17 protein-coding genes are annotated in these 22,022 nt (G+C 49.1%); 14 read left to right on the forward strand and 3 right to left on the reverse strand.

Features of this window, described 5'->3' with window-relative positions:
- Nucleotides 1-147: 147 nt before the first annotated feature.
- A complete protein-coding gene (menI, locus tag M988_RS10135; protein ID WP_008813452.1) occupies nt 148-567 on the reverse strand; it encodes a 1,4-dihydroxy-2-naphthoyl-CoA hydrolase in 420 nt (139 codons plus the stop codon).
- The gene (ydiJ, locus tag M988_RS10140) at nt 564-3,620 is read right to left on the reverse strand and encodes a D-2-hydroxyglutarate dehydrogenase YdiJ (RefSeq protein WP_064574015.1); all 3,057 of its coding nucleotides are present in this window, start codon (nt 3,618-3,620) and stop codon (nt 564-566) included. The genes menI and ydiJ overlap by 4 nt, the downstream gene beginning before the upstream one ends.
- A gap of 683 nt (nt 3,621-4,303) precedes the next feature.
- On the opposite strand from ydiJ, the gene ydiK reads away from it, so the two are divergent.
- Entirely contained in the window at nt 4,304-5,404 is a 1,101-nt protein-coding gene (gene ydiK / locus M988_RS10145; RefSeq protein WP_008813450.1) for an AI-2E family transporter YdiK, read from the forward strand.
- A gap of 542 nt (nt 5,405-5,946) precedes the next feature.
- Here ydiK and ppsA read toward each other — a convergent pair.
- A complete protein-coding gene (ppsA, locus tag M988_RS10150) occupies nt 5,947-8,322 on the reverse strand; it encodes a phosphoenolpyruvate synthase (protein ID WP_008813449.1) in 2,376 nt (791 codons plus the stop codon).
- Between the two features lie 581 nt (nt 8,323-8,903).
- Here ppsA and M988_RS10155 point away from each other — a divergent pair.
- From M988_RS10155 to M988_RS10215, 13 genes are all read left to right on the forward strand, one after another.
- On the forward strand, nt 8,904-9,770 hold the full coding sequence (locus M988_RS10155) for a beta-1,6-N-acetylglucosaminyltransferase (RefSeq protein WP_064574017.1): 867 nt from the start codon (nt 8,904-8,906) through the stop codon (nt 9,768-9,770).
- A gap of 378 nt (nt 9,771-10,148) precedes the next feature.
- Nucleotides 10,149-10,496 (forward strand): DUF3024 domain-containing protein, encoded by a 348-nt coding sequence (locus tag M988_RS10160; protein ID WP_004089875.1) that lies wholly within the window; start codon nt 10,149-10,151, stop codon nt 10,494-10,496.
- 119 nt (nt 10,497-10,615) lie between these two features.
- On the forward strand, nt 10,616-11,437 hold the full coding sequence (ppsR, locus tag M988_RS10165; protein WP_004089878.1) for a posphoenolpyruvate synthetase regulatory kinase/phosphorylase PpsR: 822 nt from the start codon (nt 10,616-10,618) through the stop codon (nt 11,435-11,437).
- A gap of 257 nt (nt 11,438-11,694) precedes the next feature.
- On the forward strand, nt 11,695-12,750 hold the full coding sequence (locus M988_RS10170; protein ID WP_020303754.1) for a 3-deoxy-7-phosphoheptulonate synthase: 1,056 nt from the start codon (nt 11,695-11,697) through the stop codon (nt 12,748-12,750).
- A 196-nt stretch (nt 12,751-12,946) separates the two neighbouring features.
- On the forward strand, nt 12,947-14,275 hold the full coding sequence (gene hutW / locus M988_RS10175; RefSeq protein ID WP_064574020.1) for a heme anaerobic degradation radical SAM methyltransferase ChuW/HutW: 1,329 nt from the start codon (nt 12,947-12,949) through the stop codon (nt 14,273-14,275).
- Nucleotides 14,272-14,796 carry a heme utilization cystosolic carrier protein HutX gene (gene hutX / locus M988_RS10180; RefSeq protein WP_039186790.1) on the forward strand — a complete coding sequence of 175 codons (525 nt, stop codon included), beginning with the start codon at nt 14,272-14,274 and terminating at the stop codon, nt 14,794-14,796. Before hutW ends, hutX begins: the two co-directional genes overlap by 4 nt.
- A complete protein-coding gene (locus tag M988_RS10185; protein ID WP_039186792.1) occupies nt 14,793-15,410 on the forward strand; it encodes an NAD(P)H-binding protein in 618 nt (205 codons plus the stop codon). The genes hutX and M988_RS10185 overlap by 4 nt, the downstream gene beginning before the upstream one ends.
- A 113-nt stretch (nt 15,411-15,523) precedes the next feature.
- The gene (hemP, locus tag M988_RS10190; RefSeq protein ID WP_004089883.1) at nt 15,524-15,727 is read left to right on the forward strand and encodes a hemin uptake protein HemP; all 204 of its coding nucleotides are present in this window, start codon (nt 15,524-15,526) and stop codon (nt 15,725-15,727) included.
- A gap of 115 nt (nt 15,728-15,842) precedes the next feature.
- Entirely contained in the window at nt 15,843-17,963 is a 2,121-nt protein-coding gene (locus tag M988_RS10195; RefSeq protein ID WP_064574022.1) for a TonB-dependent hemoglobin/transferrin/lactoferrin family receptor, read from the forward strand.
- Nucleotides 17,964-18,087: 124 nt separating this feature from the next.
- Nucleotides 18,088-19,125, forward strand: coding sequence for a hemin-degrading factor (locus tag M988_RS10200; RefSeq protein ID WP_064574024.1), 1,038 nt, complete (start codon nt 18,088-18,090; stop codon nt 19,123-19,125).
- Nucleotides 19,122-19,961 (forward strand): heme/hemin ABC transporter substrate-binding protein, encoded by an 840-nt coding sequence (locus tag M988_RS10205; RefSeq protein WP_064574025.1) that lies wholly within the window; start codon nt 19,122-19,124, stop codon nt 19,959-19,961. The genes M988_RS10200 and M988_RS10205 overlap by 4 nt, the downstream gene beginning before the upstream one ends.
- Complete coding sequence (locus M988_RS10210) at nt 19,958-20,959, forward strand: FecCD family ABC transporter permease (protein WP_061060069.1); 1,002 nt, start codon at nt 19,958-19,960, stop codon at nt 20,957-20,959. The genes M988_RS10205 and M988_RS10210 overlap by 4 nt, the downstream gene beginning before the upstream one ends.
- Nucleotides 20,952-21,773: a heme ABC transporter ATP-binding protein gene (locus M988_RS10215; RefSeq protein ID WP_008813439.1), complete on the forward strand. Its 822-nt coding sequence runs from the start codon at nt 20,952-20,954 to the stop codon at nt 21,771-21,773. The genes M988_RS10210 and M988_RS10215 overlap by 8 nt, the downstream gene beginning before the upstream one ends.
- The last annotated feature ends 249 nt before the right edge of the window (nt 21,774-22,022 follow it).

Genomic DNA, 22,022 nt, shown 5'->3' on the forward strand with positions numbered 1-22,022 from the left:
CCCTTTAAATTACCAAAACACTGTCGTTAATATTAGCCTTAACGCCTTGAAATTTAAACCTTCGTTTAACTTATCATACTTGCCAATCCGTAAACTAATACGCCCCACAGTTTGCACTGAAGGGCGTATCAAATCTGGGCTCTGGTGCTAAGCCGTTTCAATTACCGCCGTCGTGAGTCTAGAAGTGCAGCACAACCGGTTTTGCTCATCAAAAATCTCGGTCTGCCATACCTGATGGCGGCGGCCAATATGTATTGCCTTACAGACACCACGTACTCGCCCCTCACGCGCAGATCGTATGTGATTAGCATTGATTTCCAGCCCAACCACCTGTTGTTTACCTTCGGTGCATAAATATCCCGCCAGCGAACCCAACGTTTCAGCCAAGACCACCGAGGCACCACCGTGCAGCAGTCCAAAAGGCTGAGTCGTACGATGATCGACTGGCATCGTACCTTCCAACTCATCGTCACCTATTCGAGTGATCTGAATGTCTAAGTGCCCTACCATACAATCATGGCCGATCTGATTAAGCTGTTCCAGCGTTGCCGCACGTTTCCAAATCATCGAACAATCTCCAAAAGTGCCTGTAATGGATGACGTAACCCGTTACCTTCAATACGTTTGACCTGGCTACGGCAAGAATATCCGGGAGCGAGGCAGCGTTGACGCGGTAAACGTTGCAGCGCCTGATGCCACGACAGCTCATAAATGCCTAGTGAGTTAGCCAAATTTTTACTCTCGTGACCATAGGTCCCAGCCATTCCGCAGCATCCAACGCTGACATTTTCTAGCGTTGCACCATAGCGAGCAAAAATCTTCTGCCATTGCTGAGTGCTCGCTGGCAGCGCCGTAGTTTCAGTACAATGGCCGAAAAGATACCATGCCTCACCGGTTTGTGGCGGTAATGTTTCTCGCTCCGGTAACGCTTTCAGCAACCACTCATGTACGAGTTGGACGCTAAAATCACCGCGCTGCTGACCTAAAATTTCGCGATATTCATCCCGATAGCAAAGTACTAGCGCGGGGTCAACACCCACCATCGGCATACCCAGCCGCGCAATTCGATTCAGGAAATCAGCCGTCTTCTGCGCGGTTTTAGCAAAACGAGTCAGGAAACCTTTAATGTGCTGCGCCTTGCCGTTCGGCGAGAACGGCAGTAAAACCGGCTGGAAGCCTAATCGTTCAACCAACCGCACAAAATCAGCCACTACCTGCGCATCATAGTAGGTAGTAAACGGATCTTGTACGATCAGCACATGCCGCTGGCGATCTGACTCGCCGAGCTTTTCTAACTGTTCTAATGTGGTTTGGTAAGCGCTGTGCCCAGCCAACGACTGTTTGAGCGTTGGCGTGGATAACAGAGGCAAATCCACCATACCGATACGCTTTTCACTCATCTTACGCAGCCACGGCTGGCTAAAGAAGAAGTTAAACACCTTCGGCGCTTTGGCCATTAGCGGCGTATAGCTTTCCACGCCTGCAACCAGATAATCTCGCACCGGACGCAAATAGCGAGTGTGATACAACTGAAGGAAACGCGAACGGAAACCCGGCACGTCAATTTTAATCGGGCACTGTGTCGAACACGCTTTGCAGGCCAAACAGCCCGACATCGCCTCTTTCACCTCGTGGGAGAAATCGTACTCACCCTTTTTCGCGTGCCACGTATTACGCGTTTTTTCGATCATCGCACGCACGGTAGACTGCTCACCCAGCGTTTGTTCCAGCGTTAACGGGTCAACACCCTGTTCCGAAAGTAAACGCAGCCATTCACGTACCAACGTCGCTCGTCCTTTCGGGGAGTGAATGCGGTCGCCGGTGATTTTCATCGAAGGGCACATCGGACTACGAACATCAAAGTTAAAGCACAGGCCGTTACCGTTACACTCCATTGCGCCGCGAAATTCACTACGCACCTCAAGCGGAATACGTCGATCGAAGGTGCCTCGTTTGTCTGCATCAACCTGCATCATCGGTTCATCGCATCCCAAAGGAGGACAGATTTTGCCCGGATTTAATCGATTATCTGGATCAAACGCCGCTTTAACGCGACGCAGTTCAGTAAATAACGCCTCACCAAAAAACGCGGGGCTGTACTGGGCACGAAAACCTTTGCCATGTTCGCCCCACAAAAGCCCGCCGTATTTGGCCGTCAGTTCCACAACGTTATCCGATAACGTTTTCATCAGCATTTCCTGCTGCGGATCGCACATATCTAAAGCAGGACGTACGTGTAGGACGCCAGCATCTACGTGCCCAAACATGCCATAGGTCAGTTGATGACTATCAAGTAAAGCGCGGAATTCGGCAATATAGTCAGCCAGATGCTGTGGCGGCACGCAGGTGTCTTCAACAAAAGGAATGGGCTTCGCTTGTCCTTTGGCATTCCCCAGCAGACCCACGGCTTTTTTGCGCATCGCATAGATTCGCTCAATACCAGCAAGCTCTTCGCAAACCTGATACCCAATGACGCCGGCCTGCTGCGTGGCCATTAGCTCATCCATGCGCTGACATAGCGCCGCAACACGCTCGTCAATCAACGCGGCATCATCCCCAGCAAACTCAACGATATTTAAGCCCAGCATCTCTTTATCAGAGACATCAAGGATCAGTTCGCTAACCGAGTGCCAAACGATATCTTCACGCGCCAGATTCAACACCCGAGAATCGACGGTTTCTACCGACAACGCCTTAGCTTCAACCATATAAGGTGCGTTACGTAGCGCAGAATCGAAGGAGTCATATTTGATGTTGACCAAGCGCCGCACTTTCGGGATCGGCGTGATATCCAACTTAGCTTCGGTAACAAAGGTCAACGTCCCTTCTGAACCGGTAATAATGCGAGTCAGATCGAAGGTCTGTAAATCGTCGCTGAATACGTGACGCAGGTCGTAGCCGGTCAAGAAACGGTTTAGGACGGGAAACTTTTCAATAATCAACGCACGATTATCACGACAGGAATCCAACACTGCGCGGTAGATATTGCCGCTCTTAGTACCACTGTTCGCCAGCTTTTCTGCTAACTCAACGGGAATAGGTGCAGTATCGAGTAATTCGCCCCCTAGCAGAACCGTGCGCAATGCCAAAACGTGATCGGATGTTTTGCCGTAAACCAGTGACCCCTGTCCTGAAGCATCGGTATTTATCATGCCGCCGAGCGTAGCGCGGTTGCTGGTGGAGAGCTCAGGCGCAAAGAAGTAACCATAGGGTTTTAGATATTGATTCAGCTGATCTTTAATCACGCCAGCTTCCACTCTTACCCAGCCTTCCTGCGGATTGATCTCCAAAATGCGATTCATGTAGCGAGACATATCCACCACAATACCGCGATTGAGCGACTGTCCGTTGGTGCCCGTGCCGCCACCGCGCGGAGTAAAGACCAGCGTGCGGTAAGGCTCTTCGCTGGCTAACCTCGCGATAAGCGCAACATCCGGCGTAGAGCGCGGAAAAAGTACTGCATCAGGTAAAAGCTGGTAAATACTATTATCCGTCGCCATTGTCAGACGGGCGGCATAACTCGTGTCAGTATCGCCGGTAAAACCGCTGACCTTCAGCGACTGTAAGAAATCTAGCACTCGTTGAACGAGTCCTGGCGCCTGTGAAATTTGTGGGATCATCCGTCTCGACCCTGTCATGGAGGCTTATCAAATAAGAGTTATCAAAGCGTGCTCACATTCAAACTATCTGCGCCTGTACGCAGTTCCTGAACCTGAAAGGCAGATTCATCCTTTCTTATTATTCATACGCATTTTTGCCTCAGACAAAAATACGAACCTTAAGAAGCTATCACAAAAAATGTGTGGATGCCGATGGGAACCCAAACAAAATTTACCTTTTACTAACAAAGCGATTGCAACCATGCAAACGATATCGCTGCCTACGCGCGAAATTCTCCGAACTTTATGTTGATGAAAAAACGTATCGGTAAAAAAACCGCTCACGGCTATTTCTTAATGTTTCGTTAAGATTCGAAATAGATACTGCAACTCTGGTTATCGCTATTGAGTGAGTTCACTGATGTATTTCCCTAAAACTTCCATCGAATTTGTTGCGCAGTTATTTTCAGCTGCTACGGTGATCGCTTTTATCGCTCATTATTTCACCACCCTCTAAGTTATCTTTTGCTCTGCCCCCACTGTCGATCATATCTCAGTGGGTTTTTCTTTTAATTAATTGAATATCCACGCTCAAATAACATCCAGCTGCTATGCTTGCTTACATAGAGGCGCTAGGGTTTTTGCCAATGATAGTTCATCATAGGCATAGGGAACTCAATGTTCTATTTTAGGATGGATTTCAAATGTATAATTCGCAGCACAAATACGACTTACCCCGCATTATGTTTGGGGTTTTGTTTGTATCCCTCATGATAGTTGCCTGCCTGTGGGTAGTGAGACCATTTATTCTTGGATTCGCTTGGGCAAGCATGATTGTTATTGCCACCTGGCCAGTGCTTATTAAGCTACAGAACATATTTTGGGGTAAACGCTGGATAGCTGTACTCCTGATGACAATGTTACTTCTTCTGCTTTTTATTATTCCTATCGCTTTAGTGATTGGCAGCCTAATCGATAATAGCGGCCCTGTTTTAGACTGGGCCTCTTCCGCTAAAAATTGGTCTGTTCCAGACCTACTCTGGCTAAAAAGCATTCCTGCGGTGGGGCATAAGCTCTATAACAGTTGGCACTCAATGTTAGCGGGTGGCGGCAGTATCATCATTGCCAAAATCCAGCCCTATATCGGACAAACCATCACTTGGTTTGTCGCACAGGCAGCTCACGTAGGCTCTTTTGTGCTGCATTGTTCGCTGATGCTGTTATTTAGTGCACTTTTATATAGCCGGGGTGAAGATGTCGCCTTAGGCATCCGCCATTTTGCGATCCGTTTAGGCTCTGACCGTGGCGACGCCGCCGTGGTACTGGCCGCTCAGGCCATTCGAGCCGTTGCTCTTGGTGTGGTGGTCACTGCATTAGTACAATCCGTTCTTGGCGGGATTGGCTTGGCTATCAGCGGTATCGGTTATGCCACGCTGCTCACGGTCTTAATGTTCATTTGTTGTCTGGCACAGCTAGGTCCATTGCTGGTGTTAGTCCCTGCTATCATCTGGCTCTACTGGACCGGTGATACAACGTGGGGCACCGTATTGCTCGTCTGGAGTTGTGTGGTCGGTACGCTGGACAATTTCCTCCGCCCAGCGCTCATCCGGATGGGCGCAGATCTCCCCATGATCCTCATTTTATCTGGCGTTATCGGTGGGTTGCTCGCCTTCGGTATGATTGGCCTATTCATTGGGCCAGTGGTTCTTGCCGTCTCGTATCGTCTGGTCTCGGCATGGGTTCACGAAGCCCCTGAGCCAAGCAAAGATGTGGAGCAAGTAGCGAAGGAACTGGATCAATTATAATATATTTATATATATAAACTATCACGGGGCCATGGGCCCCGTTTTAATTAATCAGATAATTCGTGTTTTTAAACCGTGAAATTAAGAATATCCTTAACTTGCTCGCTTAATAAATAATAAATAAGCATTTACCTTTTATATTACTGTCTACTTTTTCATCCTCTAGGGAATATTCTTAATTCTCTTCACAAAAGTCATTGTCGTTATCCTGATAATTCGTTATATAATAAGTCTTCAATGTTATTCAGATGATTCTTAATGACGATGCAAGCCATGATACCTATCATGTTCAGTAACTTAGATTGCTAAGTACCCCTAAAGGAGCCGCTTGTTCAAGCGTCACTTCTTACCGAATTGCTGTGTGTAGTCTTTGCCCATCACCCTATGATGGGCTTTTTTTTATTGTTTTTTGATCGATGAATAATCAATCATTTTCTTGCTAACCCATCTATTTTCACCTGCGGCTTTGCGAAATTAAGCAAAAAAAAGCGGCTGTATTTAGCAGCCGCTTAGAAATAATTACGTATAATTAATATGCAAATCTATTTTTCTGACAAATTAATCCACGTTTGAACAACAGTATCAGGATTCAAGGACAAACTATCAATACCTTCGTCCATCAGCCAGCGTGCAAAATCTTCATGATCCGATGGACCCTGCCCACAAATACCCACATATTTTCCTTGTGCTTTCGCTGCTCGTATCGCCATTGAGAGCAACGCCTTCACGGCCTCATTACGTTCGTCAAACAGTTCTGAAACGACGCCAGAGTCACGGTCTAAGCCAAGCGTAAGCTGAGTCATATCATTAGAGCCGATAGAGAAACCATCGAAATACTCAAGGAACTGCTCTGCTAACAACGCATTTGACGGGATCTCGCACATCATGATGACTTTCAACCCGTTCTCGCCACGCTTTAAGCCCTCGGACGCGAGTTGATTCACTACCGCTTCTGCTTGTGCAACGGTACGAACAAACGGGATCATGACTTCGACGTTAGTCAGCCCCATATCGTTGCGCACGCGTTTCACTGCAGCGCACTCTAACGCAAAGCAATCTTTGAAGCTGTCAGCGACATAGCGACCTGCTCCGCGGAAGCCCAGCATCGGGTTCTCTTCATGCGGTTCATAGCGCTCACCGCCCACCAGATTGGCATATTCATTAGACTTAAAGTCTGACAGGCGCACGATAACGCGTTTTGGCCAGAACGCGGCGGCCAAAGTAGCGATGCCCTCCGTCAAACGTCCTACGTAAAATTCAACCGGGCTATCATAGCCCTGCATCATCTGCTTGATTTCAGCCTGTGTCTCAGCATCTTGCTGATCAAACTCCAGCAGCGCGCGCGGATGGACACCGATCATACGGTTAATGATAAATTCTAAGCGGGCTAAGCCCACACCTTCGTTTGGCAAACGTGCAAAGTCGAAAGCGCGATCGGGATTGCCGATATTCATCATAATTTTCAGCGGCAGTTCAGGCATCGTCGATACCTGAGAGCTATGCACCGTAAAATCCAGCATGTCGCTGTAAACATAGCCCGTGTCACCCTCTGCGCAGGAGACCGTCACTTTCTGACCGTCTTTTAAGTGATCTGTTGCATCACCGCAGCCAACGACGGCCGGAATGCCCAGTTCACGAGCAATAATCGCCGCATGGCAAGTACGCCCACCACGGTTAGTCACGATTGCCGACGCTTTCTTCATGATCGGCTCCCAATCGGGATCGGTCATATCGGTAACCAACACATCACCCGGCTCGATGCGGTTCATCTCGCTGATATCATGAATTACCTTAACCGGACCTGCACCGATGCGATGGCCGATAGCACGGCCTTCAGTCAATACTTCGCTATGTCCTGTCAGTTGATAACGTTCCATCACCTGTTCGTTAGAACGAACGGTTTCTGGACGCGCTTGAACGATATATAACTTACCGGTATGACCATCTTTGGCCCATTCGATATCCATCGGGCGGCCATAGTGTTTCTCAATCATCAAAGCCTGATGCGCCAATTGCTCGACTTCGTGATCGTTCAAACTGAAACGATTGCGCGCCGCCTCTTCAACATCTTCAATACGTACCTGCTTACCGTGCTCTTGACTATCGGCATACACCATACGGATTTTCTTCGAGCCCATGGTTCTACGCACAATCGCGGGTTTACCATTTTGCAGCGTTGGCTTGTGCACATAGAATTCGTCTGGGTTAACCGCGCCCTGCACCACCATTTCACCTAAGCCATAGGCCGACGTGATAAACACGACTTGGTCAAAACCAGACTCAGTATCAATAGTGAACATAACACCAGCAGCAGCCAGGTCTGAGCGCACCATCAGTTGTACGCCAGCAGACAGTGCTACGCCACGATGATCGTACCCTTGATGCACGCGGTAGGAGATCGCACGATCGTTAAACAGCGAAGCAAAGACGTGCTTCACCGCGACCATAACGGCTTCAATACCCTGAACGTTAAGGAAGGTTTCTTGCTGACCAGCAAACGATGCGTCTGGCATATCTTCAGCGGTGGCCGAAGAGCGCACGGCGAAAGAGGCATCGGCATTGTCTTGGGCGAGCTGTTGATATGCGCTGCGAATGTCGCGCTCTAGCTCAGGAGTAAATGGCGTTTCAACGACCCATTGGCGGATCTGTGCGCCCGCTTTAGCCAGTTGTGCAACGTCATCGATATCTGTCTTATCCAGCAATTCGTAAATACGCTGATTGACACCGCTTTGTTCGAGAAAATCATTGAACGCTTGTGCTGTGGTGGCAAAACCATTCGGCACGGAAACACCAAGCTCAGACAGATTGGTGATCATTTCACCCAGAGAGGCATTTTTGCCCCCCACCCGATCAACATCGTGCATTCCGAGCTGGTTGTACCAAAGCACGTTATGCAAGTCAGGGCCGTTACTAGACATCGAGACAATCCTTTTCACATTCAAAGATGGGTACAGAAAATAATTGTGGCCGCAAATTCGGCGTTTTCAGACTAGCACAATGTGAGGTTTCGCCAAGACAGGTGAATCGATCCACCTATTGGTAAATATCATGAATTTTCTTCAAACCGCACTTTTTTACTCTGACAAGCTGAAATCCGTCAGCTAATAACCAGAGCAAAACCAAGGGCAATCAATTCTTCACAGGCAAACGATTACTATAGTTATTATGTCCATATGATTTGGTTACGCCCCTCACACGATATCTCTGCGGCACATCGTCTCAGAACGGGTTGAGCAGTCCTCTAAATAAGCATTGTATTTATAAATAGCTATTACCTTACATCGGTGTTAAGTTGCTCCATCATCAGCCAGAAGAATAAATTCCTCCCATTATTAATATTTTCACGACTCGGCTGTTGTGAATATCTCTCCAACGCGTTCTCGCATTTCACGTCCATCAGATTTTTTAATTTTCATTTTCTTCATGTGCATACGAAGCATAACGAAGCGCTATGCTTTCCGTCTGTTTAATAGAATTTAATTCTCACCAAGGAATTTCTATGCTTGCCTATTTCCTGCTTGTCCACCGCTATCCGAACCAATTTAAGCGACTCTTTAAAGCCATTTATCATGCGGATAACCAATATGTTGTCCATATAGATAAAAGCTCAAGCGAAGAAATTCATCAAGATATCCACCACTTCCTGAGCGAATACCCCAATGCATCTTTAATAGAAAGCATGGATGCCAACTGGGGCGGCTATAGTTTAGTGGATGCAGAATTACGTGGCATGAAAATGCTGTTAGAAAAAAGTGATTCTTGGGAGTTCTTCATTAACCTCAGCGGTCAGGACTTCCCACTGCAATCCCAAGAAAATATTTGCCAATTTCTTAAAAAAAATAAAGGTCGCAACTTCATTAAAATGTCTAACCAAAAAGACACTCGCCCTGAAACCCTGCATCGGATAGAAAAATATGTCGAGGAATCAGGACGTAACATCACTGAAGTACCTTCCAGAAATCGCCCCTTCATGAAAGACGTTACGCCTTACATTGGCAATCAGTGGATGATCTTATGTCGAGAGTTTTGTGAATTTGTCACTCACAGCGATGAAATTAAGAAATTTCGTGATTTTTATCGCCATTCGCTCATCGCAGACGAAGGTTTCTTCCAAACCGTATTGATGAATACCTCTTATCCCCCTAGCGTAATCAATGACGATAAAAGAGCTATTGACTGGATCCCTATGGGAGATATTAAGCTTAGACCCCGCGACTTCACGAGTCTGGATGAAAAACAGTTATGTTCCAGCAAAAATCTTTTTGCTAGAAAATTTGATGAAACGATTGATAGCGACATTTTAACTATTTTAGAAAAGCACATCTCGATGCCGTCGAGTTTTATTCCTGCTAAAAACATCATTTAAATCATTTTCAGCGCTATCCCTGTCAGGGAATTTGCTTTTTTGCTCAAATAAACGTATTTTTATGCATCTACATAGGGTGAAATTATGAGACTATTCCCATTATTTTCATGATTTTCCTTATGTTTAGTTAAAATACCATTTTTATACGAGCTTCAGGCCTATTTCCTAAATTGTTGGCCTTTTCAGTTGTTTAACCATACCCCAAATCCTTGGTTTTGTATCAGTAACCTGTCGCTCGCCTTATCGAGACAACAAGCCAGCTGCCGATTCAACGTCAACGATGTGGGTATACGTAAATAGGCATAGCGTCACTATAGACGGTCTCCCAAGTCAGGATGCTCACTAAATTAGTATGCTCATCGCTTTAAGGTTAATACCATGATTTTCACTGAATCAGAGCTTCAAGATATCACTCGCTGCATGGATCTATTTTTGTCTAAACGCCGTCCTGCTGAGAATATGCGACATGAATCAGACCTTCAGTACCGTATCAAAGGTCATGACATCGACATTTACGAGTTGCATGCCACCGACGACAGTAAGAAATCCAAGATGGTTGAACATCCATCGATAAAAATTACCTACGTCGAAGATACTAAACAGTGGACACTCTACTGGATGCGCCCAAACGCTGAATGGCACCTCTATCAAGATGACACCGTTCCTTCTTTCAGCATCGCCATGCGCATTGTCGATCGCGATGAATTTGGCTGCTTCTTCGGCTAAGCTCTCAGCGCAAGAGCAAAGCCGTATCGATGCCACCAGTTTGAAATATAAAATATGTAAATAAAATGTGAGTGCGCTAGAGTAGGAACAACACAAGAAAGTCCCTACAGGAGCGCGGAGTGGAAAGAAGCGTATTTTATATTTCAGATGGCACGGCAATCACCGCCGAGGTTCTCGGACATGCGGTGCTCTCGCAATTCCCCGTCGATATCACCTCTTTTACGTTACCCTTTGTTGAAACTGAAACGCGCGCTGAAGCCGTGTGTCAGCAAATTAATGATATCTATCATCGCACCGGCTCTCGCCCGCTGGTGTTCTACTCGATTGTCTCGCCAAAAATTCGTGAAATCATTCACAGCAGTGAAGGTTTTTGTCAGGATATCGTCCGTTCTCTGGTCGCCCCTTTGCAGGACGAACTGGGCATGAGTCCCGTGCACGTCGCGAATCTAACGCACGGTTTAACCGAACATAACTTGCTGAAATACGATGCTCGCATCGCCGCCATTGATTATACATTAGCGCACGATGACGGCATTTCGCTGCGTAACCTCGACCAAGCGCAAGTCATTCTGCTCGGCGTTTCCCGATGTGGAAAAACCCCCACCAGTCTTTATCTCGCCATGCAGTTTGGTATCCGTGCGGCAAACTATCCGTTCACCGCTGATGATATGGACAATCTACAATTGCCTCCTGCACTGAAGGCACATCAGCATAAACTCTTTGGCTTAACGATAAATCCAGATCGTCTAGCCGCAATTCGTGAAGGACGCCGCGAAAACAGCCGCTATGCCTCCATGCGCCAGTGCCGCTTAGAATTAGCGGAAGTAGAAGCGCTATATCGCAAAAATCAGATACGCTACCTCAACACCACTAACCACTCGGTTGAAGAGATTGCCACTAAGATCCTTGATACTTTAGGTTTAAGCAGACGGATGTATTAACGCTAATCACATCGTTAGATACGCACAGGATTGTAGTTTCTGTGCGTTATTAGTTTGTCATTTCCCTCATACCAACATCGTAATTTCGTGTTAAAAACACACACTCAATCACATTGTACACATGTACTAGTAAAAAAGTACGCTATTCGTACATAAAATGAACAGCCCGCTATTGATTTGTTTGTCAATTGCTTTATTGTGATCGTCATCACTTCCCGGTACTCCTGCCGTAGCGAAGAACAGATTTAGAGATGGTTATGCACAAGACCGATGAATTGCGAACCGCGCGCATCGACACCCTTGTTACGCCTGAAGAACTGGCGCAGCAACTGCCTGTTGGATTGCAGGTCGCAGAAAACGTGACAGCGTCACGCAAGCGAATTGAACACATACTCAGTGGTGATGATAAACGCCTACTGGTTATTGTTGGCCCCTGCTCGATCCATGATATCAATGCTGCCGTTGATTACGCCCAGCGTTTATCAGCAATGCGTGACAAATACCAAGACCGCTTGGAAATTGTCATGCGGACCTATTTTGAAAAACCGCGCACGGTGATTGGCTGGAAAGGATTAATTTCCGACCCCGATCTCAATGGCTCATACCGCGTCAATCACGGCATTCGCTTAGCTCGTGAACTGCTATTGAAGGTGAACGAATTAGGCGTACCAACCGCCACCGAGTTCCTTGATATGGTGACCGGTCAATATATCGCCGATCTGATCAGTTGGGGGGCAATCGGTGCACGCACCACCGAAAGCCAAATCCATCGCGAGATGGCGTCAGCGCTCTCCTGTCCGGTAGGTTTCAAAAATGGTACCGACGGTAATACACGTATTGCGATTGATGCCATCCGTGCGGCGCGTTCTAGCCATATGTTCTTATCCCCCGATAAGCATGGCCAGATGACCATCTACCAAACCAGCGGCAATCCCTACGGGCATATCATTATGCGCGGTGGTAAAACGCCGAACTATCATGCCGATGACATCGCCAGTGCCTGCGACAGCCTGCGTGAGTTTGATTTGCCTGAGCATCTGGTTATCGACTTCAGCCATGGTAACTGCCAAAAAATGCACCGTCGTCAGCTAGACGTAGCCGCTAATGTCGGACAACAAATCCGCGATGGATCACAGGCTATCGTAGGCGTCATGGCTGAAAGTTTCTTAGTCGAAGGAACGCAGAAAAATGTTCCGGGACAATCACTTACCTACGGCCAGTCAATCACCGATCCGTGTTTGAGCTGGAAAGATACCGAAACTTTACTCGAGTTACTGGCCGATGCCGTTAGCGCTCGGCTGTCATCATCCTAATTCACACTCGTCGTCTTCATGAACCGGCCCCATCGAGCCGGTTTTTTTTCGCTTGATTACGCCTTAATCATGCTTGTATTAATTATCATTTCGTTTTGACGTAGATCATTCTATAGTGATTTCCCTGTTGATCAAATGAGTATGATTATCATTTAATGTCGACCTTTATCAAAAAAGTCACCAAGGAAATTTGCGCATGTATTTGGATCTAGCGCCCTATTTCGCCGCGGAAGAAGGTATTCCTTTCCGTGACCGATGGGCAACCATGCCATGGCGAAATCAAAAGCCAGTCTCGCCAGAAAGCGTTGATCAACACTGGCAAAGCATTCTGAATAGTAGCGTCGAGGCGAATAAGCGCCTGTTGTACCTGCATATTCCCTTCTGTGCGACACACTGCAAATTCTGCGGTTTCTATCAAAATAAACTGGAAACAGAAGCAACCGAACAATATTGCGACTATCTGGTTCGCGAAATAGAAATGGAGGCTTCCAGCCCGCTTAATCAGTCTGCGCCTATCCACGCGATCTATTTTGGCGGAGGCACGCCGACCGCGCTGTCTGCGTCTCAGCTACATCGTATTATCAGCACGCTGAAACGCCTGCTTCCGTTGGCTCCAGACTGTGAAATCACCGTTGAAGGCCGTATTCTCAATTTCGATGATGAACGCGTCGATGCCTGCCTTGAAGCCGGAGCAAACCGCTTTTCGATCGGTATTCAAACCTTCAATACCCGCATCCGTCAGCGTATGGGGCGGCGAGCTACTGGCGAAGAAGCCGTTGCGTTTATGCGCCAATTGGCTGAACGCGATCGTGCGGCCGTGGTGTGCGACCTCATGTTTGGCCTGCCAGAACAAACCATGCAGGACTGGCAAAACGATCTCGACATTGTCAGCGATCTACCGTTAGACGGCGTTGACCTCTATGCGCTTAACCTTTTGCCTTCTACTCCGTTGGGAAAGGCCGTTGAAAACAAACGCGTGACGCTCCCCGACGTCACTCAACGCCGAGACTTTTACCTCACGGGAGAAGCCTTTTTAGCCGATGAAGGCTGGCGTCAGCTCAGTAACAGCCATTGGGCGCGCACCACAAGGGAGCGAAATCTGTACAATCTGCTGATCAAACAAGGGGCGGACTGCCTTGCTTTTGGCAGCTGTGCTGGCGGAAACATCGACGGTCAGTCTTATATGATGGAACGCAGCCTTGAACGTTATTATCAAAAGCTAGATGAAGGGCGCAAGCCGATCATGATGATGACGTCACGCAGCGAGCAGCACCGCTGGCGTTTGGCGCTGCAAGGCGGCATTGAGGTGGGACATTTCGACCTTAAACGCGTACTTCCCGATCCATCACCTCTCCTTCCGTTACTGCAACAGTGGCAGAAATGCGGCTTAATGCAGGTTAACGGAACTCGTTTTCGCCTGACTCCCGCTGGCCGTTTCTGGGCGAGCAACCTTATGCAGGCATTACAAACCCTTGTCCCTCAACTATTAGAAACCAAGCAACCTATTTTGGAGCCAACAGCATGAGCACTCCCTCTTCTGCACAACAACACGATTTAATGGCATACCTAAGCACCAACCCAGACGGCACGGTTGAAGATATTGCCAAGCGTTACAACGTCACTCCGTTAGACGTTATCCGTTTAACCCCGGGTGCGCAGATCTTTGACGGTGCACAGTTTGATACGGTTTGGGATGAAATCACCCAGTGGGGCGACGTCACTACGCTAGTCAACAATGATGACTTAATCCTTGAGTTTCATGGCGAATTACCCACCGGCACTCATCGCCATGGTTTCTTTAACTTACGCGGTAAAAAAGGTCTCAGTGGCCACATTCGCGCCACTCATTGCCGACATATCGCGCTGGTCGAGCGCCCATTTATGGGAATGGACACCGCATCAGTCTGGTTCATCAACGAGGCTGGCCGCGCCATGATGAAAATTTTTGTTGGCCGCGATAGCCACCGCAAATTGCTGACCGAACAGTTAGACGCCTTCCGTGCGTTGCCTAGCAAGATCGCAACAAAGCTGGAGTCTTGTGTATGACACCTTGGTTAATCTTCGGTGCGGGCAGCGGCGTAGGTGCCGAATTGGTCACTCTAGGTCTACACGAAAAGCGCCCTATTTTTGCACTCGTCAGAAACCCAGAGCAGGCCGACACTCTACGCAAAAAAGGTGTAACGGTGCTTGAAGGCGATGCACTCAACGCGGATCAGGTTGAAAAAATCTGTCGGATGGCAGGCGAAAAAGCTCGAATTGTCTCTACATTAGGCAGCCGTGAAGGCGACTATCTGGGGAATCGACTGATCATTGATACCGCTGAGCGCTGTGGCCTCACCCATATGATGCTAGTCACCTCTATTGGCTGTGGAGATAGTTGGCCTACCCTCTCTGAACGTGCCAAAAAGGCCTTTGGACAAGCGGTGCGTGAGAAATCACTGGCGGAATGCTGGCTGCAAACCAGTCAGCTACAAAGCTGTATTTTGCGCCCAGGTGGGCTATTCAACGGCGAAGCAACCGGAAACGGCCAGTGTATTCAGGGAGAGGCACATGGACTTATTCGTCGTGCTGACGTTGCCTTGCTTATCCAAATGCTGATAGATGATGAAAGTTCATACGGGAAAATTTTCGCGCTGATTGACCCGATGCTGAAACCATAAAAAGGTTCACATTTTTTGCAAAAATATCTTGCTGTGCCAAGCGCATTTCATGATAATGATTCTCATTGTGATAACAATTAACATTCACTTACTATTTGTAAGAAAGAGCGCATATGGAAAAGCCGAATATTGATCCTCAATCAGTTGATCTGCTGAATTTGTCGACTCACCAAAGCCCTACGCTATATACCTCGGCTGCGGCAACGATTGACAGTCACGCACTGTTAGGCGACGAGGGAAAAGTCATTATTCAGCACCAAGGCGAACAGTATCAACTGCGCCAAACAAAATCAGGCAAACTGATCCTGACCAAGTAATCAGTACACCATTAACTTTAATCCAAACATTAATTTGCCAGCCACCCAGCCTTTTATTAGGCAAGGCAGCCAGCAGCCCTGATGCTATGTTTTCATACATACGGAGTGTTGCCCCATGTCTTGTTCCACCCGCGCCAGGCTGGCTCGTTCAACCTTTAGTCCTTCCCGCTTAAGCATTGCAGTGGCTTGCGCCCTACCTTTATTCGCTCATGCGGATACATTGGTTGATACTCCCGCTAGCTCCACGTCTCAAGAAATTGCTTACACTGGAAACACGCCTGCGGGTGGCAAAGACAGCAACCGCCAGCAAAGCGTTATGACCGTCACCGCAACAGGCAACGAACGTGACAGCTTTGAAGCGCCAATGATGGTGTCTGTTCTAGAAAACAACGATCCGGAAACCATGACTGCCAGCTCGGCACCCGACATGCTGCGCCATATTCCGGGGGTAACCATTTCTGGCGGTAGCCGTGCTAATGGACAAGATATCAGCATGCGCGGCTACGATCGCCGTGGCGTTTTGGTTCTGGTTGATGGCGTTCGTCAAGGCACGGATACTGGACATCTAAACGGCACCTTCCTTGATCCTGCGCTTATCAAACGCGTCGAAGTGGTGCGTGGTCCAGGAGCCTTACTGTACGGCAGCGGCGCATTGGGTGGCGTAATCTCTTACGAAACCGTCGATGCCGCAGACCTGCTGATGCCGGGCAAAAATACCGGTTATCGCGTATTTGGCACTGCAGGCACACAGGATCACAGCCTCGGTATGGGCGCGAGCGCATACGGAAAAACCGATGATTTAGACGGCATTATCTCATTTAGCACCCGCGACCGCGGTAACTTGCGCATGAGTAACGGCTTTAATTCACCGAATGATGAAACCATCAGCAACGTTCTCACCAAAGGAACTTGGACAATTGACGAAAACCAGTCGTTGTCCGGTGATTTGCGTTATTACAACAATGCCGCGCGTGAACCTAAAAACCCTCAGACAGAAAATGCGGGCACCGGCAATGTCATGACCGACCGCTCCACTATTCAGCGCGATGCGCAGGCGACCTACAAACTGAAACCGGTGGGTCAAGACTGGCTCGATGCCACGCTGACGGGCTATACCTCTGAAGTGAAAATTAACGCTAGCCCAACCGGGACATCGTACGAAGAGCGCAAGCAAACCACGAACGGAGCCAAACTGGAAAACCGTAGCCGTCTGTTTGCCGACAGCTTTGCCTCTCACTTGCTGACTTATGGTACAGAAGCCTACAAACAGAAGCAGACGCCAGGCGGCGCGACCACAGGTTTCCCACAGGCAGATATCAAATTTGCTTCTGGCTGGTTGCAGGATGAAATTACGCTGCGCGACTTACCCGTCGATATTGTAGCCGGTACTCGCTACGACAATTATAAAGGTAGCAGCGACGGCTACGATGATGTTAATGCCGACAAATGGTCATCGCGTGCCGCAATGACCATTAACCCAACCGACTGGTTGATGATCTTCGGTAGCTATGCCCAAGCATTCCGTGCTCCAACGATGGGTGAAATGTATAACGACGCCCTGCACTTCCAAATGGGTCCAGGAATGGCGAACTATTGGAAGCCAAATCCAAATCTGAAGCCTGAAACCAATGAAACCCAAGAAGTTGGCTTTGGTCTGCGCTTTGACGACGTGCTGATGGCAAATGACTCCCTGAAGTTCAAATCAAGTTACTTCGGTACCAAAGCTAAGGACTACATCAAAACCCAGGTCACGATGGATATGGGCTTTGTTAACGGTCGATTCGGCTGTATCGATTGCAGCACTACGTCAACCAACATTGACCGAGCCAAAATCTGGGGCTGGGATGCGGCGATGGAGTACCAAACAGACTGGTTCGATTGGAGTCTGGCCTATAACCGTACTCGTGGTAAAGATCAGAAAACCGGAGAATGGCTAGATAACATCAATCCAGACACCGTCTCTAGCCAAGTGAACGTGCCTATTAGCACCACCGGTTTCTCCGTAGGCTGGGTCGGTACCTTCGCCGATCGTAACAATCAGGTTAATGCCGGAACCGCACCACAAGCCGGCTACGGCGTGAACGATTTCTACGTTAGCTACAAAGGCAAAGATTCATTCAACGGCATGACCACAAGCGTCGTTCTGGGTAACGCCTTCGACAAAGAATACTACTCATCACAAGGTGTGATTCAGGATGGCATCAACGGAAAACTGCTGGTGAGCTACCAGTGGTAATCGCGGCTCCGACGCGTTTCCAACCTCTCCCTGTTTAGGGGGAGGTTTCTCATTTGTATCTGTAGCACAACTCATTGATTTTATTCATTTAAGCACCCTGTAACACCATAAAAAGGAAGACAAAATGACATCTGCATTATACGAGCAATACCTGACTGCCAAAGAGCAGAACAGCGGAAAATATGCCCGAGATCTGGCGGCAATTCTGAATGTCAGCGAGGCCGAGCTTACGCACGCCCGCGTTGGTCACGGCGCACGCCGTCTGAATGCGGATGCCCGTACTCTGCTGGCTGCATTAGAATCCGTTGGCGAAGTTAAGGCCATCACGCGTAATGAATACGCCGTTCATGAACAACTGGGCAGTTACGAAAACCAACATCTGCACGGCCATGCGGGGTTAATTTTAAACCCAGGCAGCATCGATCTACGCTTGTTCCTTCAGCATTGGAGCAGCGCGTTCACATTAACCGAAGAGAGCCGCAACGGTGAACGCCACAGCGTGCAGTTCTTCGATGCTCAAGGCGATGCGCTACATAAAGTCTACACGACGCCGAATACCGATATGGCCGCATGGAATGATCTGATCGGTCGTTTCGTCAGCGACGAAAACCCAGCGTTAGAGATCAAACCGGCACAGCCGGAAACAAAAAATAGCCGCATCGACAACGCCGTTATTGATAGTGAATGGCGCGCCATGACCGATGTTCACCAATTCTTCCAGCTACTGGGTCGCCATAATCTGTCACGTCAGCAAGCCTTCGCTGCCGTGGGTGATGATTTAGCTTACCGAGTAGACAACAGCGCCCTAACCCATCTGCTCAATACCGCTAAAGAAGACCAGAACGAGATCATGGTCTTTGTGGGTAATCGCGGTTGCGTACAAATTTTCACCGGTAAAATTGAACGCGTGGTGCCACACCATGAGTGGATTAATATCTTTAACTCCCGCTTTACCCTGCATCTGATTGAAACCGCGATTGCAGAAAGCTGGATCACCCGCAAACCGACTAAAGATGGTTTCGTCACGAGTCTGGAGCTTTTCGCCGAAGATGGCACTCAGATCGCCCAACTGTTTGGCCAGCGTACCGAAGGCCAGCCAGAACAAGAACAGTGGCGTACCCAGATCAATGGCTTACCTCGTCTTAATGGAGTTGCCGCATGACATTAGCCCGCCGCCTTGCGGCGGTGCTTTCTGCACCGCTGATGGTTGTATTCTCTATGAACGCCGTCGCAGCCGACCGCATCGTTAGCGTCGGCGGTGACGTCACCGAAATTGTTTATGCGCTAGGCGCCGGCGATCGTCTGGTTGCCAGAGATACCACCAGTACCCTCCCCGCAGCCAAAAAACTTCCTGATGTGGGCTATATGCGCCAACTCAATGCGGAAGGTATTCTTTCGCTTAAGCCGACAATGGTGTTAGCGACGGAACTGGCAGAGCCCTCACTCGTGCTTCGTCAGATTGCTGATGTCGGCGTGAAAGTCGTTCCTGTCAGTGGCAAAGCTTCTCTCGAAAATGTTCCACACAAAATCCAGCAGGTTGCTAGTGCCCTGAATTTAGAAAAACAAGGTGTAGAAGTGGCCCAAAAATACGAGCAGCAGCTCGCCGCCATCCCTCATACACCACTCAAAACTAAGGTGTTGTTTATTCTCAGCCACGGTGGAATGACGCCGATGGCGGCTGGGCAAGACACTGCAGCCGACGCAATTATTAAAGCCAGCGGCGCGCAAAACGCCATGCAAGGTTTTTCTCGTTATCGTCCTCTCTCGCAGGAAGGCGTTGTAGCGAGTGCGCCCGATTTGATCTTGTTGACCACCGATGGATTTAAAACCTTAGGCAACGTTAACAAGGTCTGGGAATTACCTGGTATGGCGCTAACACCTGCGGCTAAAAACAAACAGATCCTCGTCGTTGATGATATGGCTTTGCTCGGCTTTAGCTTAAAAACGCCTGAAGCATTAGCCGCATTGCGTCAGGCTGCGGAGCGAGCACAGAGATGACAAAAGTATCGCCACGCATTGCATTCAGCGTCCTCATCGTCCTTTTGCTGGCGCTCGGGTTAGGCTCGGCCAATATGGGAGCCCTTCGCCTGTCATTTCATACTCTGTGGGAAACGCCGCTGGATGATGCAATGTGGCAAGTCTGGCTGAATATCCGACTACCGCGCGTATTACTCGCCACGGTAGTCGGCATTGCGTTGGCGGTATCTGGAGCTATCATGCAGGGGCTATTTCGCAACCCGCTGGCCGATCCAACGCTGTTAGGCATCAGCAGCGGTGCGTCACTGTGCGTTGCGCTAGTCATCGTTATGCCCATGACGTTAGCCCCTACCTTGGCGCTCTATAGCCATATGCTCGCGGCGTTCGGCGGCAGTCTGATTATCTCCTTACTCATCTACGGTCTCAGCCGCGGTGGGCACGGCTCTTTATCCCGTTTACTGCTGGCAGGTATTGCTATCAACGCGCTGTGCTTTGCATTGGTTGGCGTTCTCAGCTATATAAGCAATGACCAGCAGCTACGCCAATTTTCACTGTGGAGTATGGGCAGTTTAGGTCAAGCACAGTGGGGAACCTTGCTGGCTGCCACCTCACTGATACTTCCCGCCAGCGCGGCTGCACTTCTGATGGCTCGCCGTCTCAATCTTCTACAGCTCGGTGATGAAGAAGCACACTATTTAGGGATTAACGTGGCGAAAACCAAGCGCCAACTGCTGCTACTGAGCGCGGTATTAGTCGGTGCTGCAGTAGCCGTTAGTGGGGTTATCGGCTTTATCGGCTTAGTTATTCCGCATCTGGTGAGAATGCGTTTAGGCGCAGACCACCGCTGGTTGTTACCTTGTTCAGCACTAGGTGGTGCTTGCTTGTTGTTAACCGCAGATACATTGGCGCGTACGCTAGTTTCACCCGCGGAGATGCCCGTAGGTATGCTAACCAGCCTGATCGGCGGCCCTTACTTTTTATGGCTGATTCTGCGTCAAAAGGAGTTTAACGTTGGATAAACGTTCCGAAATTCAGCTAACGTCCCCCGCGTTACAGGCGCATAGCATCAGCTACCATCTGGGACAACGCCGGCTCATTAAGCAAGTGTCGCTCTCTTTACAAAGCGGAGAAATGGTGGCGATTATCGGCCCTAACGGCGCTGGAAAATCAACGCTGATGCGATTGCTGACCGGTTTTTTGCCCCCCAGCGAAGGCCACTGTGAGCTACAACAACGGCCGCTCGACGAATGGAGCCCCCGCCAGTTAGCGCGTACGCGTGCCGTTATGCGTCAACACAGCGATCTCGCCTTTGCCTTTAGCGTCCGTGAAGTGGTGGCGATGGGGCGCTCTCCTTACCCAAATCAAGGTCGTGGCGGAGAACATAATCTGCGCGCCGTTGAGCATGTGATGGCGCAAACCGGCTGCGATATTCTTGCCGATCGAGATTATCGGGCTCTGTCCGGCGGTGAACAGCAACGCGTTCAGCTCGCTCGCGTATTAGCCCAGCTTTGGCAACCTGAACCACAGCCCCGCTGGCTATTTTTGGATGAACCCACCTCGGCACTCGATCTCTACCACCAACAGCAAACGCTACGGTTGCTAAAATCGCTCACGCGTAGTGAACCGCTTGGCGTTTGCTGTATTTTGCACGATCTGAACTTAGCGGCGCTGTACGCAGATCGCATCCTGCTACTGCACCAAGGCCAATTGGTCGCTCAGGGAACGCCTCAAGAAGTACTCAGCGATGACACCCTCACCCGCTGGTATCACGCGGATTTAGGGGTAATGCCACATCCGGAATGTGGGGAACCACAGGTATATCTGCGGCGCTAACGTGTGATTGAGTGGGTTTTGTGTTGATGGTTTTGTTTGCCATCCGATCTTTTATGGGGTAACGGTGTAATATTCCGCCCGCCGGTCAATATCGAGCTTCATTGATACACTAGTTTAGGCGTACGGGCAGAGACCACCAGCGCGTGGTCTCTGCACTCGCGCGCTTTTATCCGAGACGCCATTCCCGCTCCGGTTTGGTATCGCCCATCCAGGGCGCCCCAAACTCCGTCACGACATCCCTGTCGTGAC

The organism is Hafnia paralvei ATCC 29927 (assembly GCF_001655005.1).
In the GTDB taxonomy this organism is placed as follows: Bacteria; Pseudomonadota; Gammaproteobacteria; order Enterobacterales; family Enterobacteriaceae; genus Hafnia; species Hafnia paralvei.

Coding starts and splice junctions, on each gene's coding strand:
- M988_RS10195 (WP_064574022.1), top strand. CDS start 15,843: ATGTCTTGTTCCACCCGCGCCAGGCTGGCTCGTTCAACCTTTAGTCCT.
- ydiJ (WP_064574015.1), bottom strand. CDS start 3,620: ATGATCCCACAAATTTCACAGGCGCCAGGACTCGTTCAACGAGTGCTA.
- menI (WP_008813452.1), bottom strand. CDS start 567: ATGATTTGGAAACGTGCGGCAACGCTGGAACAGCTTAATCAGATCGGC.
- M988_RS10205 (WP_064574025.1), top strand. CDS start 19,122: ATGACATTAGCCCGCCGCCTTGCGGCGGTGCTTTCTGCACCGCTGATG.
- ppsA (WP_008813449.1), bottom strand. CDS start 8,322: ATGTCTAGTAACGGCCCTGACTTGCATAACGTGCTTTGGTACAACCAG.
- M988_RS10170 (WP_020303754.1), top strand. CDS start 11,695: ATGCACAAGACCGATGAATTGCGAACCGCGCGCATCGACACCCTTGTT.
- M988_RS10200 (WP_064574024.1), top strand. CDS start 18,088: ATGACATCTGCATTATACGAGCAATACCTGACTGCCAAAGAGCAGAAC.
- M988_RS10185 (WP_039186792.1), top strand. CDS start 14,793: ATGACACCTTGGTTAATCTTCGGTGCGGGCAGCGGCGTAGGTGCCGAA.
- hutX (WP_039186790.1), top strand. CDS start 14,272: ATGAGCACTCCCTCTTCTGCACAACAACACGATTTAATGGCATACCTA.
- M988_RS10160 (WP_004089875.1), top strand. CDS start 10,149: ATGATTTTCACTGAATCAGAGCTTCAAGATATCACTCGCTGCATGGAT.
- M988_RS10210 (WP_061060069.1), top strand. CDS start 19,958: ATGACAAAAGTATCGCCACGCATTGCATTCAGCGTCCTCATCGTCCTT.
- M988_RS10155 (WP_064574017.1), top strand. CDS start 8,904: ATGCTTGCCTATTTCCTGCTTGTCCACCGCTATCCGAACCAATTTAAG.
- hutW (WP_064574020.1), top strand. CDS start 12,947: ATGTATTTGGATCTAGCGCCCTATTTCGCCGCGGAAGAAGGTATTCCT.
- hemP (WP_004089883.1), top strand. CDS start 15,524: ATGGAAAAGCCGAATATTGATCCTCAATCAGTTGATCTGCTGAATTTG.
- ydiK (WP_008813450.1), top strand. CDS start 4,304: ATGTATAATTCGCAGCACAAATACGACTTACCCCGCATTATGTTTGGG.